We start from the raw sequence: 19,513 nt of genomic DNA on the forward strand, positions 1-19,513 counted from the left end.
TCTGGGGCCGGCGGGGCCGCGGCGGCCGGGGGCGGCGCCCGCCGGGCGGGGGGGGGGTGGGGGGGGGCGCCGGCCGCCCCCCCCGCCCCCCACCCCCGTGGCATCCCGTCGTGGGCGTGGGCGCGCATTTCGTCCTGGTTTACATCACTCTGGGTGTGGTCAATAGCATCGGGAACTGCCCCATTGCCCCGCCCCCCGACAGGGAGTGCCAGGATGACCACCACACCCAGCCACCCCGACCCTCGAACCCCGACCGGCACGACGACCCCGTACGACGTCGGCCTGCCGCTGCTGCGCCTCGTGCTCGGCCTGATCATGGCCGTCCACGGCACCCAGAAGCTGTTCGGGTGGTTCGACGGCCCCGGGGTCACCAGCACCGCGGAGGCCTTCGAGGAGGTCGGCTACCCGGCCGGCGTGAGCATGGCCGTGATCGCCTCCCTCACCGAGATGCTCGGCGGACTGGGCCTGGTGTTCGGTCTGCTCACCCCGCTGGCCGGTGCCGCGATCGTCGGGGTCATGATCAACGCCATCTCGGTGAAGTGGGCCGGCGATGTGATGGGGCAGCAGGGCGTGGAGTACGAGGTCCTGATCACGGCTGCTGCGGCGACGCTGGCCCTCACCGGCCCCGGCCGCTTCGCGGCGGACCACTTCATCCCGGTGCTCCGCAACCACCGCGTGATCTATGGCGTCGCGGCCCTGGCGCTGGGCGTCGTACTGGCCTTCCTGATCCTGCTGCTCAAGGACTGACAGGGCCCCCGTCGCAGGGCCGGCGGCTGACGCAGCGCTCCGTTCGGGCCGAGTCGCGGCAACCCGGGTCTGCCCGCGGTCGAGGAGACCGGCGAGCCCCTCCGGGGGCGGAGGGCCGAGGGCGCCATTCGGATCACGGAAGGCGGCCCTTTGCGGTGAAATCCGTACGGCCGGCGATCGTGGCCGCTGTCGCGCGGGTACGGCGTCCCAGCAACGAACGACCGGCAGCCAGCGAGGAGATCAGTCATGTACGCAGCAGTGCGGCGCTACGAAGGGGTGACCGATCCGGCCGAGGCGGCACGCATCGTGCAGGAGGGGTTCGTGCCGCTCATGCGCCAGGTCCCCGGCTTCGTGGCCTACTACTGGATCGATGCCGGGGACGCGGTGATGGTCTCGACCAGCGTCTTCCAGGACGAGGCCGGTGCCGAGGAATCGATCTCGCGGGCGGCCGACTTCGTGCGGGACAACCTCGCGTCACTGCTCCCGAACCCTCCTCAGGTCATGGCCGGAAAGGTCGTGGCCGGCGCATAGCGGCCCAAGCCCGCAGCGCAGTCGGGGCGCGGCTCCTGGAGGGCACCGGGCCGCGCCGGTGACGCGGCCCGGGATCAGTCGGCGCGGCCGTAACGGGCATTCCCGGTCCAGATGCGTTCCAGTCGTACGCGGCCGCCGGGCCGGGGCGCGTGCCAGATCTTGTCGTGGCCGGCGTAAATGCCCACGTGGGCAATGGTCGAGCCGGCGGGAAAGAAGACCAGGTCTCCCGCAGCGCGCTGGTGGCGCGAAATGCGGTGCGTGCTCCGGTATTGCTGCTCGGCGGTACGCGGGAGTGTCCGTCCTGCCTTTCGGAAGGCGTAGAGCGTGAGACCCGAGCAGTCGAATTTCCTGGGCCCGCTGGCGCCGTAGGCGTAGGGGGCGCCCTCTTTGGAGGCGGCGATGGCGACGGCTTTGGCGCCGTACGGGGAGGCCGCCTCGGCGGGTGTGGCGGGGGCGGACACCGTGGCCAGACTGATTATGAACACAAAAGCGAAGGAGTGGGGAGCGCGTCGGGCGCTGCGAGGGTCCCGGCTCTTGGCGGGCTTGCGGTGGTCAGTGGTGGAGCAGGGCAATCGTGATCCCTTCCGCATTCAGGATATGGAAACGGCCGAGAAAGCCGCTCTTCAGTGATATGCGTACCGGCTCTCAACGACGGACCATTGTTCTCGGCGGCTGCGTTCCGGCGGTTTTCGGACACGCTGGGAAATATCTCGGTTGGGTAAAAAGGCCCGCGTAAATTCGGATGATGTGTACAGTCGGCTAAAAGCTGTCCGGAAAAGCTGTCCGGAAAGTTGTTCCGAAAAGCTGGACCGGATACGGCCGAGGCGGTCAGCCGGGGGAGCGGGACAGGTCTCAGGTCCGTTCGCTATCTGGCGGCCGCCCCTGCGCAGCACTTCCTAGCGGCGCCCGGTCACCACCAGGTTGCCGTCCGGGGTGCGCCGGGCGAGGTGGCCGGTGCGGAAGTAGCCGTCGGTGGTGAACGAGCGTGCGTTGTGGTCGGGCGCCCGGTAGTAGCCCCGCACGGTGTACGGCCCGCGGGCGAGGAGTTCCCCGGGCTCGCCGGCCTGCACGTCCTTGCCGTCGGCGTCGACGATGCGGAGCTCGTCGTCAGGGGAGAGCGGGTGGCCCTGGGTGCCCGGGACGGTTTCGGCCGGATCACCGGGCCGGGTGAGCATGAGCACCCCCTCGGGCATGCCGAAGACCTGCTGGAGGCGGCAGCCCAGTTCCCGGCCCAACCGTTCGGCGGTCGCCCGGTGCAAGGGTGCGCCGCCGACCTGCACGAGGCGCAGACTGCTCACGTCGGCCCGGACCGTGGGAAGTGCGTCGAGCCAGAGCCGGGCGGTCGTGGCTGACACCGGGGACGTGATGGTGACCCGTTCCCGCCCCATGGTCGGGAGGCATTCGGTGGGTTCGGGGAACTCGCCCAGAACGACGGTACCGCCGACGGAGAAGGTGCCGACGATGCCGGGGCAGCCGAAGGCGAAGTCCGACGCGGCGGGCAGCGCCACGAGGTACACGTCGTTCTCGGTGAGCGACACCAGTTCGGCGGCGGCCCGTGCCTGGTAGGCGTAGTCGTTGTGGGTGCGCGGAATGATCCCGGGCCGGGTGGTGGTGTCCCCGGAGAGCAGGAAGAACGCGACCTCATCGGCGCTGTGCGCGAGCGCCGGCCGGGCCGGCGCGTCGACGGAGCCCAGCGGGAAGTAGTGGCAGCCCGACCGGTCGGTCGTGACACCGCTGTCCGGCGGGTCGAGGGTGAACACCCGCCGGAGGAAGGGCCATCGGGCCGCGAGGTCCGCGGCCATCGCCGTGTGGTCGAAACCCCGGTACGCGGCAGGACCGACGTAGCCGACGGCCTGAGTGACCCGGGCGACGTGGGACAGCACGGGCGCACGGTGCGAGAGCGGGCACAGGACGGGGACCGCGCCGACACGCATCAGCGCGAACACGGTGCTGACGAACTCGGGAACGTTCGGCAGCTGGACGACGACGTGTTGCCCACGCCGGAGGCCGCGCAGGTGGAATCCGGCGGCCATGCGGTCCACGCGCCGGTTCAGGGCTGCGTACGTGATGCGGGTGTCGCCGTGCACGAGCGCGGTACGCGGCCCGAACTCCAGAGCCCAGCCGCGCAGCAGGTTGTCCAGCGTGTAGCCACGCCAGTGCCCGGCCGCCCAGTAGCGGTCGGCGAACTCCTCGGGCCAGGGGGTCCAGCCGTCATGCACGGATGTCATGCGCTTCCTTCTGCACCAGGAGGCGGCGGCCCCGCCACCCCTACCCTGGTGATCCAATGGCTCAACACCCCTCGTACGCAATGTGCTTTACCGACCACGGACCCTGAAGGGGATGAGCAGAACGTCCAATGAGGGCCCGCAGGCGCAGCGCCCCGGTACCGCTTCAGAGGGGCCGGACCGGATCCCGGCCGGTACGGCGGGGAGCCGTCCGGCGGCGGAGCACGACCGTGGCGGCGGTGACGGCCAGTGCCGTGGCGAGGAGGACCGTGCCGCCGAGGCGCAGGATCGCGTCGTAGGCCTCCTCGGGCGGCTGCTGCGGGGTCACGGCCGAGACGGCCGCCGCCGCGGCGGCCAGGGCGATCGCGCCCAGCGTGACCAGGAACGTCAGGAGTACGCCCGCCGCCTCTCCGGCCCTGGCGGGCGCGACGACCTGCTGGGTGGCCACGCCTGCGAAGGTGTAGCCGAGCCCCAGCCCGAGTCCGCACCAGGCGAACACCGGTACGTACAGCCACCAGGTCGTGACCTCGGTGAGTGCGCACAGCTCGTGCCCGCGACCGCACCCGCCAGTGCCATCACCGCGGTCGGCCCCATGTGCCGGCCCAGCCGCGCTCCGAGCGGCCCGCTGACGGCCACCATCAGCGCCGGGGCCAGGAACACCGTGCCCGCGAGCAGCGGTGAGAGCCCGCGTACGCCCTGGAGGGTGAGGGTGGCGAGCAGGACGGTGACGGCATAGGCCATGTTGGAGAGCGATCCCATCGCGGTGACCAGGACGTACGGCAGGTTCCGGAAGAGCCTCAGGTCGATCAGGGGGTGCCGGGTCAGCCGTTCCCGCACCAGGAACAGCCCGCCGCTCGCCGCGGCCGCGGCGAGGCAGCCGAGGGTGGGTGCGCTGCCCCAGCCCCAGGCGTCCCCGCGCTCCACGGCCAGGGTGAGCCCGGCCAGCCCGCACACGATCAATGCGCAGCCCGGCAGATCGAGCTCGCGGGGCGCGGACGGGGACCCGCCGCCGACGAACGGCCCCAGAGCGGTCCCGATGTTGGCGACGCCGAACACGGCACCCAGGGCCCGGGCGCGGCTCTGCTCGGGAAAGGTGTTGGTGATCACGGATACGGACACCGGGAACACGAACGCCGCGCCCACCCCCTGCACGATGCGGGAAGCGGGGTGTGACCGGCCGGAACCGCTTCCTCGGGGGTGACCGGCCCCGGCGCGGCGCCGTCGCCGAAGGGCCGGCCGCCCAGGACGGCGCGGTCGTGCGGCGCGAGCCAGTCCGCCGGGTCGGGGCCGGCCGGCACGATCCCCGTGGGGTTGATGTCGCTGTGCACCAGGTAGTAGTGCCGTTTGATGTGGTCGAAGTCGACGGTGTCGCCGAAGCCGGGTGTCTGGAACAGGTCCCGCGCGTACGCCCAGAGGACCGGCATCTCGGTCAGCTTCTGCCGGTTGCACTTGAAGTGGCCGTGGTAGACGGGGTCGAAGCGCACGAGCGTGGTGAACAGCCTGACGTCCGCCTCGGTGAGGGTGTCGCCGACGAGGTAGCGGGACCGTTCGAGCCGGTCGGAGAGCCAGTCGAGACGGGCGAACAGCCGGCCGTACGCCTCGGCGTACGCCTCCTGCGTGCCCGCGAACCCGGCTTCGTAGACGGCGTTGTTGACGTCCTGGTAGACGAGCGCGTTCACGGCGTCGATGGGCGCCCGCAGCGCGCGCGGGTAGAGTGCGGGTGCCCCGGGGCGGTGGTACCGCGTCCACTCCCGGGACATGTCGAGCGTGATCTGCGGGACGTCGTTGGTCACCACCTTCCCGCTCGCCACCTCCACGACGGCCGGCACGGTGATGCCCCGTTCGTACCCCGGGTCCCGCGCGAGATAGGCCTCCCGGAGCCGCTCGATGCCGAGGACCGGGTCGCGTCCGCCGGGGTCGAGGTCGAAGTTCCAGCTGCGCTCGTCGTGCACGGGCGCCGCGACGGCCATCGGGAGGGCCTGCTCCAGCCCGAGGAGTCGCCGCACGATCGCCGCCCGGCTCGCCCAGGGGCAGGCCCGGCTGATCACCAGCCGGTAGCGCCCGGGCTCCACCGGGTAGCCGTCGCGCCCGTCGGCCGTGATCCGCGTGGTGATGTAGCGGGTGTCACGCCCGTATCCCTTGCCGCGACTGACGTAGCTCACGCCCGGCGCCTACCCGCACCCGGCCCGGGGATGCGCTGCACGCCCCCGGGTGGGGCAGGGCGCCGTGGTGAGCGGGGAGGCGGGGGAGCTCCGCCCGCTCAGGTCCGATCGCGGGTTTCGTCGATCACGGGCAGGGCGGCCGGGACGCGGCGCCTGCGCAGGACGCTCGCGTACACGGCCAGACCCAGGGCGCCCACGCCCATCATGAGCAACCCGACGATGTCGAGGTTGACGCTGTCCATCCTCCAGTCGCTGGCGAACGTGATGATCGCTCCGACCAGGATCAGGGCGATGCAACCGCCTATGCCGCGCATGCGCGTGCCTCCTCGTACGCGATTGATGCCCAGGCCAGTGGGCTGAACGGCTTTCACATCGGCGCGTCTGCCCCCGAACGGCCCCGGAATGCACGCGACTTGCCGCACAGTGATCGGTCATCATCGGTCAGTGGTGCCGGGTCGTGTGGGCGAGGTCGACGCCGTCGAGCCCGCAGGCGGATTCACGCGGCCTTCCGGTTTGCCGGGCGGACCGGGCGCATCTGCGGCGCCGACGGCTGATCGCTGAGCATGCGTGACACGTTCTGCCATCACCCGACACCCATTTTGCATCGATATGATGCATTTTGTGATCAGGTCAAGACGACCGGGGCGTCGTCGCCCTCCCCGTGGCGGCCGGTGGGACGCAGCCCTGCTGTCACCGGTGATCGTTACCATCGTCATCACGGGCCTGGCGTTCTCCACACCCAGGGAGATCGCCTTCAGCCGCCTCCTGCCCGCCGCACCCGCTCTCGCCGCCGCGATGTGGCCCGTGCTCCCCACGATCCTGCTGGGGCTGTTCTGCCTCCTGGTCATGATCGGCTTGAGCTTCGCCTACACCGACCTGGGGACCCCCTACACGGCGGCTGCGATCATCGCGGTCACCTTGGCGGCCGCATACGCGAGCCATGTCCGACTCCAGCGGGAGGAGACGCTGCTCCACGTCCGGCTCGTCGCCGACGCGGCCCAGAAGGTACTCCTGCGCCCACTGCCGCGCCGCATCGAGGAAGTCGAGATCGAGTCGCTGTATCTGGCGGCCCAGGAGCAGGCACGGATCGGCGGGGACTTCTACGAAGCGGTCGACACGCCGTTCGGGGTCCGGCTGCTCATCGGTGACGTACGCGGCAAGGGCCTGGCCGCGGTGGGGGCGGCCTCAGCGGTGATCAGCTGCTTCAGGGAGGCGGTGCACGACGAGTCCGACCTGAGGGGCGTCGTCCATCGCCTGGAGGTCAGCATCTCCCGCCACAGCGCGGCGTTCCCCGCCCTGGACCTGCCCGAGCGCTTCGCGACCGCTCTCATCGCCGAGATCCCGCACGGCGGCGGCAGGGTCAGCATCCTGAACTGCGGGCACCCCCCGCCCCTGCTCGTGCGCAGCGGCGAGATCCGCGTCATGGAGCCCACCACCCCCTCTCCGCCCCTCAACCTCGCATCGCTCATCGGAGACCACTACTGCGTCGACACGTTCATCCTCGCGCCGGGCGACGAGCTGCTGCTCTACACGGACGGCGTCACGGAGACCAGGGGCCGCGACGGCGAGTTCTTCCCTCTGCCGGAGTGGATGCGTGAGCAGAGCCCGACACCGCCCCGCGAGCTGCTCGACCGGCTGCACCGGGCCCTGCTCCACTACAGCGGCGGAAGGCTCGAAGACGACATCGCGGTCCTCGCCGTTCGCTACGCGACCACCGAGGCCCGAGAGCGGCCCGCATAGGGGTCGGCGCGGCCCGGCCGGCTACCGCGACCGGACCTGCCGGACCACGACACCCAGCCGCGCCAGCGCGGCCGCGGTTCCGACGCCGACGGGAACGAGCGGCCAGAACACGGGGCGGTGCCCGAAAGCCGCGCATACGATCAGCACGAAGACGGCCGCCACGCCGACGAGGAGGCCGAACGCCCAGGGCCCCCACCGGTCCTGCCGTTCCAGCTGTGTCCGGCCGTCGCGACGGGCCAGGTACGCGGCGGCGCCCACGGCGACGCCGATCAGATACCCCATGATCAGCGGGTACAGGGCGAACAGCGGGATGTCCCACCCCCCGGGGTGCCAGCCGGGCCATACGTCACGCCCGTCGAGCTCGACGACCCGCCCGCGCCACAGGCTCGCCACGACCCGCTGTCCTTCCTGAAGGCCGCGTGCGGTGTCTTTCGACACGCCGTCCAACGTCTTCGGTTCGTCGCCGACGCGCAGTTCGATCGTGTACTCGGTGTGAACGAACCATTCCCTGCTGCCGCCGTCCTGGCCTCCGCCGTCTCTCCCGGACTCCGTGTGCGACGTCAGCTCCGAGACGGTGGCCTCGGCCGTGTGCAGCGACCCGTTCGACCTCGCGAGTGCGACGGCCATCTCCTGGTAGGTGCGCACGGCGAGCAGCATGATCAGGGCGGCCATGACGAGGCGGAACACCGCGCGCGCCATCCGGCGCAGCACCGTCATGGTCCGCCTCGTGCCCGGTCTCGGCGGCGACGTCACGTCCTCGGTCGGTTCCTCCATCAGGACCCCCTCGGCTTCGGTGCGGGGACCGACGAAGGCCGTCCCCCCGCCAGACCACACGCCGCACACGTGGCCGCGGTTGCGGGCCAGCCTCCCTGACACCGTCGCCCGCTGGGGTCGAGCCGTGTCCGTCCGAGCCCGATGTGGCATCATGGTGACATATGGACAACATGTTGTCGGATAATGGGAAGGTGGAACGCCGCGATGGCGGACGAGCTGGCCCTGCTCGTGGCCGACGTCTTCGAGGCCGCCGGCGCGCTGCGGCGTGCCGGTGAGGCCTTGGCGGCGGCGGAGGGGCAGACACAGGCACGCTGGCAGCTGATGAGCGCGGTCAGCGAGGAACCCCTGCCCGTGGCGCGGGCCGCCCGCCGGCTCGGCGTCGCCCGCCAGGGCGTCCAGCGCATCGCCAACGAGCTCGTGCGCGACGGCCTCGCGGAACTCCGGGACAATCCCGACCACCGCACCTCGCCCCTGCTGGCCCTGACTGCCACCGGGCAGCAGGCCCTGGAGGCGATCACCGCCCGCGCCCGGGCAGCGCACCGCACGATGGGGGACGGGCTGACGGGCGCCGACCTCGCGGCGGTACGCGAGCTGCTGCGCCGGGTGACCCGGCAGGCGGACCGGTGGACCGGGACCGACACCGCCGGGGCGAAGCCCCGCACCCGCACCCGGACCCGCCCCGGTCCGGCGACCGACGCCACCGGCGCACCAGGAGCGTGACCGTGAACGACGTGAACGGCATGAGCGGCATGAATGGCACGGACCAGGTGGCCGTCGTGGCCGAGACCCTCCGGGCGGCCCTCGCCGCGGCCCCCGACCCCGTACGGGCCGAGCAGCAGCGCGCCTACCTGCACAGCGACCTGCACCACCTCGGCCTCGGCATCCCCGACCTGCGGCGCCACGTCACGCGCCTGCGCCGCACGCTGGGGCCGGTGCCGGGCCCCTACGTGTGCTCCCTCGCCCGGGAGCTGTGGCGCGTGCCCGACGGTTCCGGCAAACCCGTGTTCGAGTACCGCCGGGCGGCCGTGGAAGTCCTGGTCCAGTACGCGGGCAGGGGCGCGCTCGACGCCGGTCACCTCCAGGACATCGAGGCCCTGCTGCGGGAGTGCCGGACCTGGGCGCTGGTCGATCCGCTGGCCGTTCACGGCGCCGGCGCGATCGCCCTCCGCGTGCCCGGGCCCGACGTCGGCGTCGTACTGGACCGGTGGATCGCGGACCCCGACTTCTGGCTCTGCCGCTCCGGGCTCCTGGCCATGCTGCCCGCGGTCCGCGCGGGCCGCCCCGACACCGGTCGACTCACCCGCTACGCGGACGCCCTCGTGGACGAGCGGGAGTTCTTCCTCCGCAAGGCCCTCGGCTGGGTGCTCCGCGAGACCTCCACCCGAGACCCGGACTTCGTCGTCGACTGGCTGGACCGGCACGGCCCGCGCGTCGCCCCGCTGACCCGCAAGGAGGCCCTCCGTCGCGTGGTGAAGAGCGGCGACGCACGCCCGCCGGGCCCGCCCCGCCGTCCGGCCTGACCTCGCTCCTTGGCCGTCGCGCCGGGCGGCGATCAATCCTCGGCGGTCAATCCCTGCGGCGGGCCCGAGGTCAGCACTCTGGTGGCGAAGTCCGCCAACTGCGCCCGCATCCGCTCTCGCGGCACGTGCTCCTGTTCGGCCAGGTGTTCTACGAGGTCGGCTCGGGTGGCGGCGAGCAAGGCGTGGGCCGTGAAGTCGCTGTCGGTCATGCCGGAGACCTGCTCCAGTACGGCCCGGAGCAGGCGGTGCCAGCGCCCGTAGTGCTCCGCCCGGTACGGGCTGCTGCTGCCGCCGCTTTCCTCCAGGGCCAGCGTGAGGCGCCGGTTGTCGAGTTTGAGGCACAGTACGGCGTCGAGGAGGGCGAGCACGCGCTCCTGCGGCGGGGTGGCCGGGCCCAGGGGTGGCGGGCCGGCTTCGACGGCCTCCCTGATCGGCTCGAGCCGCGCCTCGTACAGCGCGCGGAGCAGCCCAGTGCGATCGCCGAAGGCCCGGAAGAGCGTGCCCTTGCCCACGCCGGCCGCTGCTGCGACGTCAGCCATGGTGACGTCCTCGGGGCTGTCGCAGCGGGCGAAGAGGGCGTCGGCGGCTGCCAGGACGGCCTCCCGGTTGCGGGCGGCGTCCTTGCGGGGCTTTCGCTCGGGCATGCTGCTCCTTCGTTTGCAAAGCGGACCGCGGGTCCGTATTGTCGAACCGGACCCAGGGTCCGGATTCTATGAGCTGGAGGATACCCATGTCCGCACCGGCTTCTCCGGCGGCTCTGTACCGCCACAGCCTGCGACTGCTGCTCGACAAGAACATTCCCGCGTGGGTCGCCCTATGGGCCGAGGACGGCCTCATGGAGTTCCCCTTCGCCCCCGAGGGCTGGCCCGCGCGCCTGGAGGGGAAAGAGGCCATCGCCGCCTACATGCGCGACTACCCCGACCACATCGACCTGCACGACTTCCCCGCCCTGCGGATCCACCGGACCACCGACCCGGAGACCATCGTGGTCGAGATGCGCGGCGTCGGCCGCCTGGTGGAGACCGATGCTCCCTTCGACATGACCTACATCGCCGTCGTGACCGTTCGGGACGGGCGCATCGCCTCCTACCGCGACTACTGGAACCCCCTCGCCGTCCTCGCGACCGGCACCGACTTCACCAGGAGCAGCCGATGACCACGACCACCACCGGCAGTGCCACTTTGGTCATCGGTGCCACCGGTACCACCGGCAGCCGCACCGCCGCGCAACTGACCGCGGCCGGCCACCGCGTCAAAGCCGCCAGCCGGCGGGCCACCCCGGTTCCCGGCGCCGAGCCGGTCCCCTTCGACTGGTACGACCCCGCCACCCACGCAGCCGCCCTCGGCGGAGTCGACCGGGTGTACCTCATACCGCCCCTGGGCGACCCCGACCCCGCGGCGATCATGCTGCCGTTCCTCCACCAGGCCGGTACGGCCGGTGTGCGCCGCGCGGTGCTGTTGAGCTCCTCGGCCATCCCCGAGGGTGGTCCGGCGGTGGGAACGGTGCACCAGGCCCTTCCGGACGTGTTCGAACAGTGGGCGGTGCTGCGTCCCTCGTGGTTCATGCAGAACTTCACCGGCGCGCATGCGCACGCCGTCAGCATCCGTGAAGAAGGCGTCATCCGGACCGCCACCGGGAGCGGCCGGGTCGGCTTCGTCGACGCCGAGGACATCGCGGCCGTCGCCGTCCGTGCGCTGACCGACGAGCAGGCCCCCGACACCGATCTCGTCCTCACCGGACCGCAGGCGCTCAGCTACGACGACGTCGCCGCCATCGTCACCGAGGTCACCGGTCGGACCGTGGTGCACGGCCGCCTGTCCTACGAACAGATGCGCGACCGCCTCGGAGTGCTGCTCCCGGACGAGTTCGCCGCGATGCTGGCAGGCATGGACCGCGCCATCGCCGAGGGGGCGGAGGACCGCCTCACCGACACGGTCCAACGCCTCACCGGTCGGCCTCCGGGCACCTTCCGCGCCTTCCTCGAAAGGGAAATGCGATGAAGCAGCCGCAAGGGCAACCCTGGACGTGATCCGCTGCGTCTCCCGACCGGGCGCCCAGTCGCTGGCGGTGGACCCTCCCGTGGCTGACCAGGCGCTGGCCGTCGGGGCAGTTGCCCTTGCGGCTGCCCGGGCAGCCGACTACCACCGCAACTGCCTGTCTCTCAAACCGAGTTCACAGCTGATGGCGGCCTTCGGCCCGCGGCTGACGACGAGGTCCCGGCGGGCGGAGCCCAGGCCGGAACGCCCTCCAGCGCCTGCAGACGCTCCCGGAGAGGTCACTGGGTGGTGATGCCCGGCCGGACGGGGAAGAGGTCCGCCGAGCCCGTCAGATCGAGCAGCCGCAGCATCTGGTGGCTCGGCGCCGCGAGGCTGAGGGTGTGGCCGGTTCGGAGGGCGGCTTCACGCACCCGAAGCAGGGCGTTGAGTCCGGAGGAATCACAGAACGAAGAATTGCTGAGGTCGACGATGATCTCGCTCGACGCCTTCGCACCGTCGAGGGCGGTCATGAGGACGTCCCGGAGTTCGCCGGCGTGCTCCATGTCGATCTCACCGGTCACGTGGACGACGGTCGGCTTTCGTGCGTCGCCGCCGATCGGCCGGTTGGTCCGTGCGTCGTACTCGGCAGGCATGTGCGTCTCCTCGACCCCTTGCGGCGGCAGCGATGGCGGCCGGCGCGCGGATCCCGGCCGCTGGCACCCGCATCGGGACTGGACGTGTGGCTCTTGCCCCCGCTCCCTCAGGGTATGCCTGGGGGCCTTCGCTGCGCTGTTCGAGATGCCGCTGGGAGGACGGTGCACGAATGGGGGGCACGGTGCACGAGGGAGGCCGTGGTCGAGGTTGGCAGCGCAGCGTTGCCGGTCGACTCCGGACGGCAGGCCACGGCCCCGAACCCGCGCCTGCGGGCTGCGGGCTGCGGGCTGCCGACTGTCGGTGCTCGCGGCCATGAGAGGTGGTCGGGCAACAGGGTGTATTCGTCCGTCTCCACTGTGACGACCTGTTCGGGCGTGAGGTGACGGACGTGCGGCAGGTCGGCCTCGCACAGGTCGACCTCCGTGAGCGTCGTCCCGATCAGGTTGGCGTGCGTGAGGTCCGCGTGGGCGAGGTCGGCGCCCGCCAGGTGGAGGCCGTGAAGGTCGAGCCCCTCGCGCGGGTCGACGTGGGTTCGTGATTCAGCGCGGGTGAGGGCGGTGAGCGCCGCCTGTACGTCGGCTTCGGGTTCGTCGGGCAGCTGGCCTCCGCAATCCGGGCTGTCGGGACCGGCGACGTCGTCGGAGTCCTGGGAACGAGCGGCTCCGGGCGCGCGTCGGCGGATGAAGTGACCGAGGACGCGGGCGGCGTCGGTGGCGGCCTGCTCGGGCGCGTCCCGGACGATCTGTTCGAGGGCGAGGATGCCGCCGATGCGTACGTAGATCTCGTCCGAGTCGAGCCGCTCCAGGGCTTTGGTGAAGCGGTCGGTGATTTGGCCGCGACGGGTCAGACGGTAGGAGCGCGCCGTGTGGAGCAGGGCGATGCCGGCGCCGAGCGCGGCGGCGAACGCGACGACGGCCGTGCGCAGGCCCGTGACGAGGGCCGCCGACCCCTTGGCCCACTCGGCCCTGTCCAGGTACTCGGCGTCGATGACGTAGGGACCGCGCCAGAGCATCCAGGGCAGTCCGGCCGACAACAGCAGCGACCCGACGGCGATCAGGGCGATCACGGCACGGCGCCGGACGCGTTCCCTGCGCCGGGCGCGTTCCCGACGCCGCTCCAGCGCGGTCATGGCCGACCTCGCGGTCTGTCGCTGCGCGCGCCGCTGCCGCAACGAGCGCACCGGGTGCGGTCTCCTCATGCCTGGTACATGCCCCCTGCCCGGTGCTCGGTTGCACACGCGCTTGAGACCTATGCCGGTACCGCCCCGGGGCGCAGGAGACGTTCCAGCAGCGGGCGGAAGTGGGCGAAGTCCAGCGTGGGCATCTCCGGGTCCTTCGCCTCCTCGTCCCAGCGGCGGACCGCGACGGCGTCCCGCGCGCCCGGGTGGGACTCGAAGGCGCGGACCTGAGCGTCCGTCATGGGGCCGCCCTGGACGCGGAGCGTGTGGACGGACGCCTCGGAGAGCAGGTCGAAGTAGCCGGGTTCCACGGCGCAGAGGTAGCGCTTCGCCGCGACGTGCAGCCGGACGGGCTCGGTCACCTCGGGCCCGAACCACTGGTCGAGCCAGTCGGCTCCGGTGTGGCTGTGCCGGTTGTCGGTGCCGTTCTCCATCAGGTCGCGCCCGGTGACCGCGCCCTGGAAGTGGCCGACATCGTGCAGCAGCGCCGCGGCGATCAGGTGCGGCGGGGCGCCCGCCGCTTCGGCGCGGGCGCCGGCCTGGAGCATGTGCTGGGCCTGGGTGACGGCCTCGCCGAAGTACTCGGCGCCGCCTTCGCCCTCGAACAGCTCGGCCAGGGTGTCGAGGGGGTGCGCGGCGGTGGTCATGCGGAGGTCGCCTTCCTGCGGAGTACTGCGAGGGTGGACGCGAGCCCGTCGATGTCGGCGTAGGCACCCTGCAGGTGGCGGTCACCGGACTCGGCGAAGGCCGTACGGGCGTGCAGCAGCCGGGTGTTGTCGAAGATCAGGCAGTCGCCGGGGGAGAGCCGGAACTCCAGCTGGAGCTCACTGCGCAGCAACAGCTCGCCGAAGCGCCGGTACGCGGCGTAGAACGCGTCGAGCACCTCGGCAGGCTGCTGCAGCGTTCCGATGGAGCGGTTGTTGAAGCGGATCTCCCGGATCCGCCCGGCCGGATCGGTGCCGATCAGCGGCCGGTGGGCACGCAGCTCGGTGCGGCCGTCGGCGAAGGCGAAGGGGACCGGCACGCGGGTGAGGACCTCGTACGCCTCCGGGTCCTCCGCCCGGAGCAGCGCCGCGGCGTGGAAGCCGTCGACGAGGCCGGAGTCGCCGCCCCGGGCCGCGTTGGTGAGGCAGTGCAGCAGCTGGAGGGTCGGGACCGGGTCGCGGTAGGGGTTGTCGGTGTGCGGGGTGATGCGGGCGCCGGTGAACGCGAGGTTGTTGGGGTCGGCCTCGACGCGCACCTCGAACAGCTCGCCGTAGTTCGTCTCACGGACGAATCCGAAGGTCCGCGCGACGTCGAGGACCTGCCGGTCGCGGACGGGTACGCCGCGGAGGAGGACGAAGCCGAGCCTCATCACGCTGTCGAGGGCCGCCGCCGTGACGGCGGGGTCGGAGGCGTACGCGGACCAGCCGGCCTCGGGGAACCGGTCCGCGATGCCGGTCGCGTCCCACAGCTCCTTGTCGTCCTCGGTGCGGCCGTCGCCCGGGGCGGCCCGGGTGACGGAGAGGTGGGCTTCGAGCCAGCTCTCGGCGTAGACGGAGCGGTGTCCGTCGGGCGCCCAGACGACCTCACGCCCGGGCGCGCCGTCCGCGGTGCGGGCTTCGTGGACGCGGTCCACGGCGAGCCCCGCGGGCAGTTCGGTGATCTGGAACAGCTTCTGGCCGTTGCGGGGGTCCCGGCAGTCGGGACAGGGGCAGTTGTCGCGCAGCCAGAGCGGTGGTGCGGACGCGGGGGAGGACATGGGCCGAGCTCCAGGTCGTGCAGACGGCTTTCCGAACACCGAGGAGCCTCACGAAGCGGGATGACCCGGTGGTTACACGGAGGTGGACACGAGAAGGGAACCGCACCCCTGCCGGGCGGCCGCCGGTCCACCGCCCCACACCCGTGTTGCGACGCGGGCGGGCTTCGCCGACGGTCTACCCTTCAGATCCATCGTCCCCGGACGGAGCGGCAGATGACCGATACGACGACCTTCGACCTGCGACCACAAGCCCGGATCGTGGCCCGACTCGCGGAGGGCGTCCCGGACGACCGGCTCGCCGATCCGACCCCCTGCCCCGAGTACGCGGTCAGCGGCCTGCTGAGCCACCTCGCAGGCCTCGCCGTCGCTTTCCGCGACGCCGCCCGCAAGAACCTGGGGCCCACGACCGACACCGCACCCGAGGCATCCACCGTGCCCGCCCTGCCCGCCCACTGGCGCGAGGAACTGCCCCGGGTCCTCGCCGAACTGGCCGAAGCCTGGACGGACCCGGCCGCCTGGACGGGTATGACCCGCGCGGGCGGCGTGGACCTGCCCGGCGGCACCGCCGGTACCGTCGTTGCCGACGAACTGGTGATCCACGGCTGGGACCTCGCCCGGGCCACCGACCAGGAATACGCACCCGATCCCGCCGCGCTGCGCGCCGCGCACGCGTTCCTACGGGCGGCCGCCGAGGACGACGCCGGCGGCGGGGGCGCCTTCGGCCCCGTCGTGCCCGTACCGGACGACGCCCCGCTGCTGGACCGGACCGTCGGGCTGAGCGGACGCGACCCGGCCTGGACACCGCCGACCTCGGGGTGGGTCTGGCTGACCTAGGAACGAGGGAGCTCTGGATCACGGTCCCGCCCGCCCGGAGAGTGGTCTGCGTCAACCCCGCACCCAGCTGCGGGACATCGCCGCGGCACACTCCGGTCCCGTCCGGTTCACCGGGACGGGCCCGTGCACGTGCACCACATCCAGGAGCACCCATGAACCACCCCGCCCTCGCAGGCCGTACCGCCGTCGTCACGGGAGCCGCCAGCGGCATCGGCACCGCAACCGCCCGCACACTCGCCTCGAACGGTGCCCGCGTCGCCCTCCTCGCCCGGCGCACCGAGCGGCTGGACGCACTGGCCGCGGACATCACCGCCGCCGGGGGCCGGGCCCTCGCCGTCACCGCGGACATCACCGACCAGGCATCCGTCGATGCCGCCGCCGAGGCTGTTCGCGATGCCTACGGACAGGTCGACCTGGTGGTCAACAACGCCGGCGTGATGCTGCCCAACCCCGTCACCGACGGCCGGCTCGACGAGTGGACCCGCATGATCGACACCAACCTCACCGGCGCACTGCGCGTCATCCGGGCCTTCACCGCCGATCTCACCGCAGCGGCCGGTGACGGCCGTACCGCCGACCTGGTCAACGTCTCCTCCATCGCCTCCCACGTCCTCTTCCCCGACTACGCCGTGTACGGGGCCACCAAGGCCGCCCTCACCCAGCTGTCCGCCGCGCTGCGCACCGAACTGGGACCGCGCGACGTCCGGGTCAGCACCATCGAGCCCGGCCTGACCGGGACCGAGCTCGGTGAACACATCGACAACCCGGAGCTGCGCGAGCAGCTCGGCGGAATGTTCACGGCGATCCCCGCCCTCCGCGCCGAGGACATCGCCGACCTCGTCGCCTACACCGTCAGCCGCCCCCGGCACGTCAACCTGCGCCAGTCGGTCGTCCTGCCGACCCGTCAGGCCTGACTCCTCGCGCAGCGTTCGCCGGTGTGCGAGCGGAGCCGTGCGCCCTACGGCGTCGTCCGGGCACGGGCGGCGCGCGCGGCCGCCATCCCTACGGGTGCGGCCCCCGTGCACCGCCCCTACCGTGGAAGACGTATCCCGCCCCCGGGAGGCATGGTGGCGTACCGGTTCTGCGAGAACGAGCAGTTCAACTTCGAAGTCCTGACACTCCTCGGGGCAGCGTGGCAGAAGGGGGCAGATCCCGGGGAAGTGCTGGCGACCGCCGCTGCCCTGGCCGACGCGGACGGCCGGAAGTGGTTCCACGCCTGGACGGACCTGGCCCGCCGGGTCCGGGCGGACGGTGAGCGGGCGGCGGCCGCCGAAGGGGCCACCAGCGCACGGGACGCGTGGCTGCGGTCGGCCGGCTACTTCGGGACGGCCATGGTCGCGGCGGACGCGCTGGCCGACGAGGACCTGCTCCTGGCGGTGTTCCGGGAGCACCGGGACTGCTTCGACCGGTTCGCCGCGGCATGGGAGCCCGCGGCGGAGCGGGTATCGGTGCCGTACGGGAGCACGGCCATGCCGGGGTACCTCTTCACGCCGTCGTCGGGTCGCGCCGACGCACCCACCGTGATCGTGAACAACGGGAGCGACGGACCGGTGAGCGCCGCCTGGACGATGCTCGGCGCGCCGGCCGTGGCACGCGGCTGGAACGCCTTCCTGTTCGACGGCCCGGGGCAGCAGACGATGCTGTTCGAGCACCGGATGACGTTCCGGCCGGACTGGGAACACGTGATCACTCCGGTGGTGGACTTCCTGCTGGCCCGCGGCGACGTGGCCGCGGACCGGCTGGTGCTGGCCGGCATCAGCCAGGCCGGCTACTGGGTGCCCCGGGCACTGGCCTTCGAGCACCGGATCGCGGCAGGAGTCGCGGACCCCGGCGTGGTCCGGGTGGCGGACAGCTGGTGGCACGACTTCCCGCCGGAGCTGCGCGCCCTCCACGACTCGGGCGACCGGGACGGCTTCGACGCGGTGATGCGCGAAGCCCTCGCGCAGGACCCGGAGGTCGCGGCGTACTGGCGCTGGCGGGCCAAGCCGTACGGGATCGACTCGCCCCACGACCTCCTCACTGAGGTGGGCCGGTACGACCTGGCCGGCGTACTGGGCCGGATCACGGTGCCGCTGCTGGTCACCTCTCCGGAAGGCGAACAGTTCTGGCCGGGCCAGGCGCGGGAGCTGTACGAGGCGCTGCCCGGGGAGAAGGGGTTCGTGGAGTTCTCGGCGGCGGAGGGCGCCGACGTGCACTGCGAGCCGCTGGGCCGGGCACTGTTCGAACAGCGGGTCTTCGACTGGCTGGCCGCGCGGGTGGACGCAACCGGCTGATCGGCCGAGGAACTCCTCCCCGGGGATGTCACGGGCCGGGGCGGGTGACGGTGCGATGAAGAGGTCTTCTGCCCGTGAGGTCCCCGTCCCCCATGCCTCTCCGCGTCGCGGCGGCTCCGCTGGGCGGTGGGGCGTACCGTCGAGGCCGGCAAGCGCTTGGGCCCGGGGTAGTGGTCCACCCCGCGGCGCCCCACGCACCACACCCCCGCACCTCACGGAGACGCACATGCCAGAGAACCGGAAGCCGTGCTCGTCCCGGCCGCTGCCCGTCGGCTGGACCATCACCCTTTCGCTCGACTTCCTGGCCACCCTCCTGGTAGCCGTCGTGCTGTGTGCTGTCGGGGCCCTGCTGCCCAACCTCACGGAGGACGACGTCCCCGCTACCGCGCCCACGTCGCCCGGGGCCCTGGGCTTCTTCCTGACCGCTCTCGCACTCGTCTCGTCACTGGTTGTGACGGCAGGCTTGTTCGCGCGGGCCAGGACCGAGCGCTCACGCACCCTCGCCCTGTGGGTCTCGGCCGGCCGGCTCGCACTCCTCGTGCTCTCGACGGCGGCCTTCGTCACGTACGGCGTCATCACGATCGAGCTCGCCTGAGGGGGCGGCCGACCCCTTCAGCCCCACTCACGCCTTCGATTCCTGGGTCATTGCGACATCCAGCCGGCCTCCAAGCAGGTACGAACCGTAACAATCAGTGAGATTCGGTTGTTCTTGGGGTGACTCGCCCCATAGGGCCCACGTCACATACGGCCCGCTCTAGTAGCCCTCACGGCACCCGCCCCCCGGAACCCGGACCCCGCCCTCCCGCCCCGGACGGACGTCCCCACCTTGCCGTCCGCGGCGCGGACCTGCGACGCCCCGTAGTAGACGGGGGTCTTTGCCAGGGCGGCGGCGGCCTGGCTAACTGGTGTTGTCGCCGAGGCGGCCGGGGCGCAGAGCCCCCCGCCGGGACGAACCCCTCTCCCTCGTGAGTGGCTCACGTACGTCTGTGACGTGCTCGCGACCGATCTTGTCCCCTACGGAAGGCCCTCCGTGTCCCACGCCGTCATCCGCCGCATCGCCGCTTCCAAGAAGACCCTCGCGGGTACCGTGATCGGCCTCGCCGCCGCCGGTTCCCTGCTGGCCGCCGTTCCGGCCCAGGCCGCACCCACGAGCGCCAA

Annotated in this window: 23 protein-coding genes; 11 read left to right on the plus strand and 12 right to left on the minus strand. The window is 72.0% G+C overall.

From position 1 onward, the window contains the following. Positions 1 to 213 precede the first annotated feature (213 nt). Positions 214 to 747, plus strand: coding sequence for a DoxX family protein (locus ACFVGY_RS35695; protein WP_385686078.1), 534 nt, complete (start codon positions 214 to 216; stop codon positions 745 to 747). A gap of 246 nt (positions 748 to 993) precedes the next feature. Beyond that, positions 994 to 1,278 (plus strand): hypothetical protein, encoded by a 285-nt coding sequence (locus tag ACFVGY_RS35700; RefSeq protein WP_385686081.1) that lies wholly within the window; start codon positions 994 to 996, stop codon positions 1,276 to 1,278. A gap of 74 nt (positions 1,279 to 1,352) precedes the next feature. Here ACFVGY_RS35700 and ACFVGY_RS35705 read toward each other — a convergent pair whose 3' ends face one another. The 6 genes from ACFVGY_RS35705 to ACFVGY_RS35730 all read right to left on the minus strand — a co-directional run bounded on the left by ACFVGY_RS35705 (position 1,353) and on the right by ACFVGY_RS35730 (position 5,979). Beyond that, positions 1,353 to 1,868 carry a C40 family peptidase gene (locus ACFVGY_RS35705; RefSeq protein ID WP_385686084.1) on the minus strand — a complete coding sequence of 172 codons (516 nt, stop codon included), beginning with the start codon at positions 1,866 to 1,868 and terminating at the stop codon, positions 1,353 to 1,355. 306 nt (positions 1,869 to 2,174) lie between these two features. Then, complete coding sequence (locus ACFVGY_RS35710) at positions 2,175 to 3,506, minus strand: (2,3-dihydroxybenzoyl)adenylate synthase (protein ID WP_385686087.1); 1,332 nt, start codon at positions 3,504 to 3,506, stop codon at positions 2,175 to 2,177. A gap of 163 nt (positions 3,507 to 3,669) precedes the next feature. Beyond that, positions 3,670 to 3,951, minus strand: a complete 282-nt coding sequence (locus tag ACFVGY_RS35715; RefSeq protein WP_385686090.1) for a hypothetical protein — start codon at positions 3,949 to 3,951, stop codon at positions 3,670 to 3,672. After that, positions 3,891 to 4,622, minus strand: coding sequence for an MFS transporter (locus ACFVGY_RS35720; protein WP_385686093.1), 732 nt, complete (start codon positions 4,620 to 4,622; stop codon positions 3,891 to 3,893). Before ACFVGY_RS35720 ends, ACFVGY_RS35715 begins: the two co-directional genes overlap by 61 nt. Next, the gene (locus tag ACFVGY_RS35725; RefSeq protein WP_385686096.1) at positions 4,607 to 5,665 is read right to left on the minus strand and encodes a glutathione S-transferase family protein; all 1,059 of its coding nucleotides are present in this window, start codon (positions 5,663 to 5,665) and stop codon (positions 4,607 to 4,609) included. Before ACFVGY_RS35725 ends, ACFVGY_RS35720 begins: the two co-directional genes overlap by 16 nt. A 98-nt stretch (positions 5,666 to 5,763) precedes the next feature. Continuing rightward, positions 5,764 to 5,979, minus strand: coding sequence for a hypothetical protein (locus ACFVGY_RS35730; protein ID WP_385686099.1), 216 nt, complete (start codon positions 5,977 to 5,979; stop codon positions 5,764 to 5,766). 307 nt (positions 5,980 to 6,286) lie between these two features. Here ACFVGY_RS35730 and ACFVGY_RS35735 point away from each other — a divergent pair, with 307 nt between their 5' ends. After that, positions 6,287 to 7,405 carry a PP2C family protein-serine/threonine phosphatase gene (locus ACFVGY_RS35735; protein WP_385686102.1) on the plus strand — a complete coding sequence of 373 codons (1,119 nt, stop codon included), beginning with the start codon at positions 6,287 to 6,289 and terminating at the stop codon, positions 7,403 to 7,405. A gap of 21 nt (positions 7,406 to 7,426) precedes the next feature. Here ACFVGY_RS35735 and ACFVGY_RS35740 read toward each other — a convergent pair whose 3' ends face one another. Then, positions 7,427 to 8,179 (minus strand): hypothetical protein, encoded by a 753-nt coding sequence (locus ACFVGY_RS35740; RefSeq protein ID WP_385686105.1) that lies wholly within the window; start codon positions 8,177 to 8,179, stop codon positions 7,427 to 7,429. A gap of 183 nt (positions 8,180 to 8,362) precedes the next feature. Between ACFVGY_RS35740 and ACFVGY_RS35745 the strand changes: the two genes are divergently transcribed. Together ACFVGY_RS35745 and ACFVGY_RS35750 are read left to right on the plus strand one after the other, a co-directional pair. Beyond that, positions 8,363 to 8,899: a MarR family winged helix-turn-helix transcriptional regulator gene (locus tag ACFVGY_RS35745; RefSeq protein ID WP_385686108.1), complete on the plus strand. Its 537-nt coding sequence runs from the start codon at positions 8,363 to 8,365 to the stop codon at positions 8,897 to 8,899. Positions 8,900 to 8,901: 2 nt separating this feature from the next. Continuing rightward, positions 8,902 to 9,699 (plus strand): DNA alkylation repair protein, encoded by a 798-nt coding sequence (locus tag ACFVGY_RS35750; protein ID WP_385686111.1) that lies wholly within the window; start codon positions 8,902 to 8,904, stop codon positions 9,697 to 9,699. Positions 9,700 to 9,731: 32 nt separating this feature from the next. On the opposite strand, the gene ACFVGY_RS35755 is transcribed toward ACFVGY_RS35750, so the two are convergent. Further along, complete coding sequence (locus ACFVGY_RS35755) at positions 9,732 to 10,343, minus strand: TetR/AcrR family transcriptional regulator (protein WP_385686114.1); 612 nt, start codon at positions 10,341 to 10,343, stop codon at positions 9,732 to 9,734. An 86-nt stretch (positions 10,344 to 10,429) separates the two neighbouring features. Between ACFVGY_RS35755 and ACFVGY_RS35760 the strand changes: the two genes are divergently transcribed. Continuing rightward, a complete protein-coding gene (locus ACFVGY_RS35760; RefSeq protein WP_385686117.1) occupies positions 10,430 to 10,855 on the plus strand; it encodes a nuclear transport factor 2 family protein in 426 nt (141 codons plus the stop codon). After that, complete coding sequence (locus tag ACFVGY_RS35765) at positions 10,852 to 11,700, plus strand: NAD(P)H-binding protein (protein WP_385686120.1); 849 nt, start codon at positions 10,852 to 10,854, stop codon at positions 11,698 to 11,700. Before ACFVGY_RS35760 ends, ACFVGY_RS35765 begins: the two co-directional genes overlap by 4 nt. Positions 11,701 to 11,975: 275 nt before the next feature. Here the strand turns inward: ACFVGY_RS35765 and ACFVGY_RS35770 are convergent, their stop codons facing one another. From ACFVGY_RS35770 to ACFVGY_RS35785, 4 genes are all read right to left on the minus strand, one after another. Further along, positions 11,976 to 12,329, minus strand: coding sequence for an STAS domain-containing protein (locus tag ACFVGY_RS35770; protein WP_385686123.1), 354 nt, complete (start codon positions 12,327 to 12,329; stop codon positions 11,976 to 11,978). A 107-nt stretch (positions 12,330 to 12,436) separates the two neighbouring features. After that, on the minus strand, positions 12,437 to 13,459 hold the full coding sequence (locus ACFVGY_RS35775) for a pentapeptide repeat-containing protein (protein WP_385686126.1): 1,023 nt from the start codon (positions 13,457 to 13,459) through the stop codon (positions 12,437 to 12,439). 119 nt (positions 13,460 to 13,578) lie between these two features. Next, entirely contained in the window at positions 13,579 to 14,154 is a 576-nt protein-coding gene (locus ACFVGY_RS35780; protein WP_385686129.1) for a phosphonate degradation HD-domain oxygenase, read from the minus strand. Continuing rightward, entirely contained in the window at positions 14,151 to 15,248 is a 1,098-nt protein-coding gene (locus ACFVGY_RS35785) for a TauD/TfdA family dioxygenase (protein ID WP_385686131.1), read from the minus strand. The genes ACFVGY_RS35780 and ACFVGY_RS35785 overlap by 4 nt, the downstream gene beginning before the upstream one ends. 213 nt (positions 15,249 to 15,461) lie before the next feature. Between ACFVGY_RS35785 and ACFVGY_RS35790 the strand changes: the two genes are divergently transcribed. From ACFVGY_RS35790 to ACFVGY_RS35805, 4 genes are all read left to right on the plus strand, one after another. Beyond that, a complete protein-coding gene (locus ACFVGY_RS35790) occupies positions 15,462 to 16,082 on the plus strand; it encodes a TIGR03086 family metal-binding protein (protein ID WP_385686134.1) in 621 nt (206 codons plus the stop codon). 152 nt (positions 16,083 to 16,234) lie between these two features. Beyond that, a complete protein-coding gene (locus ACFVGY_RS35795) occupies positions 16,235 to 16,996 on the plus strand; it encodes an SDR family oxidoreductase (RefSeq protein ID WP_385686137.1) in 762 nt (253 codons plus the stop codon). Positions 16,997 to 17,146: 150 nt separating this feature from the next. Beyond that, positions 17,147 to 18,355, plus strand: a complete 1,209-nt coding sequence (locus tag ACFVGY_RS35800; protein WP_385686140.1) for an alpha/beta hydrolase family protein — start codon at positions 17,147 to 17,149, stop codon at positions 18,353 to 18,355. Positions 18,356 to 18,581: 226 nt separating this feature from the next. Next, positions 18,582 to 18,950, plus strand: a complete 369-nt coding sequence (locus ACFVGY_RS35805; RefSeq protein ID WP_385686143.1) for a hypothetical protein — start codon at positions 18,582 to 18,584, stop codon at positions 18,948 to 18,950. The last annotated feature ends 563 nt before the right edge of the window (positions 18,951 to 19,513 follow it).

This window comes from Streptomyces sp. NPDC127106 (genome assembly GCF_042677605.1).
Lineage (GTDB): Bacteria > Actinomycetota > Actinomycetes > Streptomycetales > Streptomycetaceae > Streptomyces.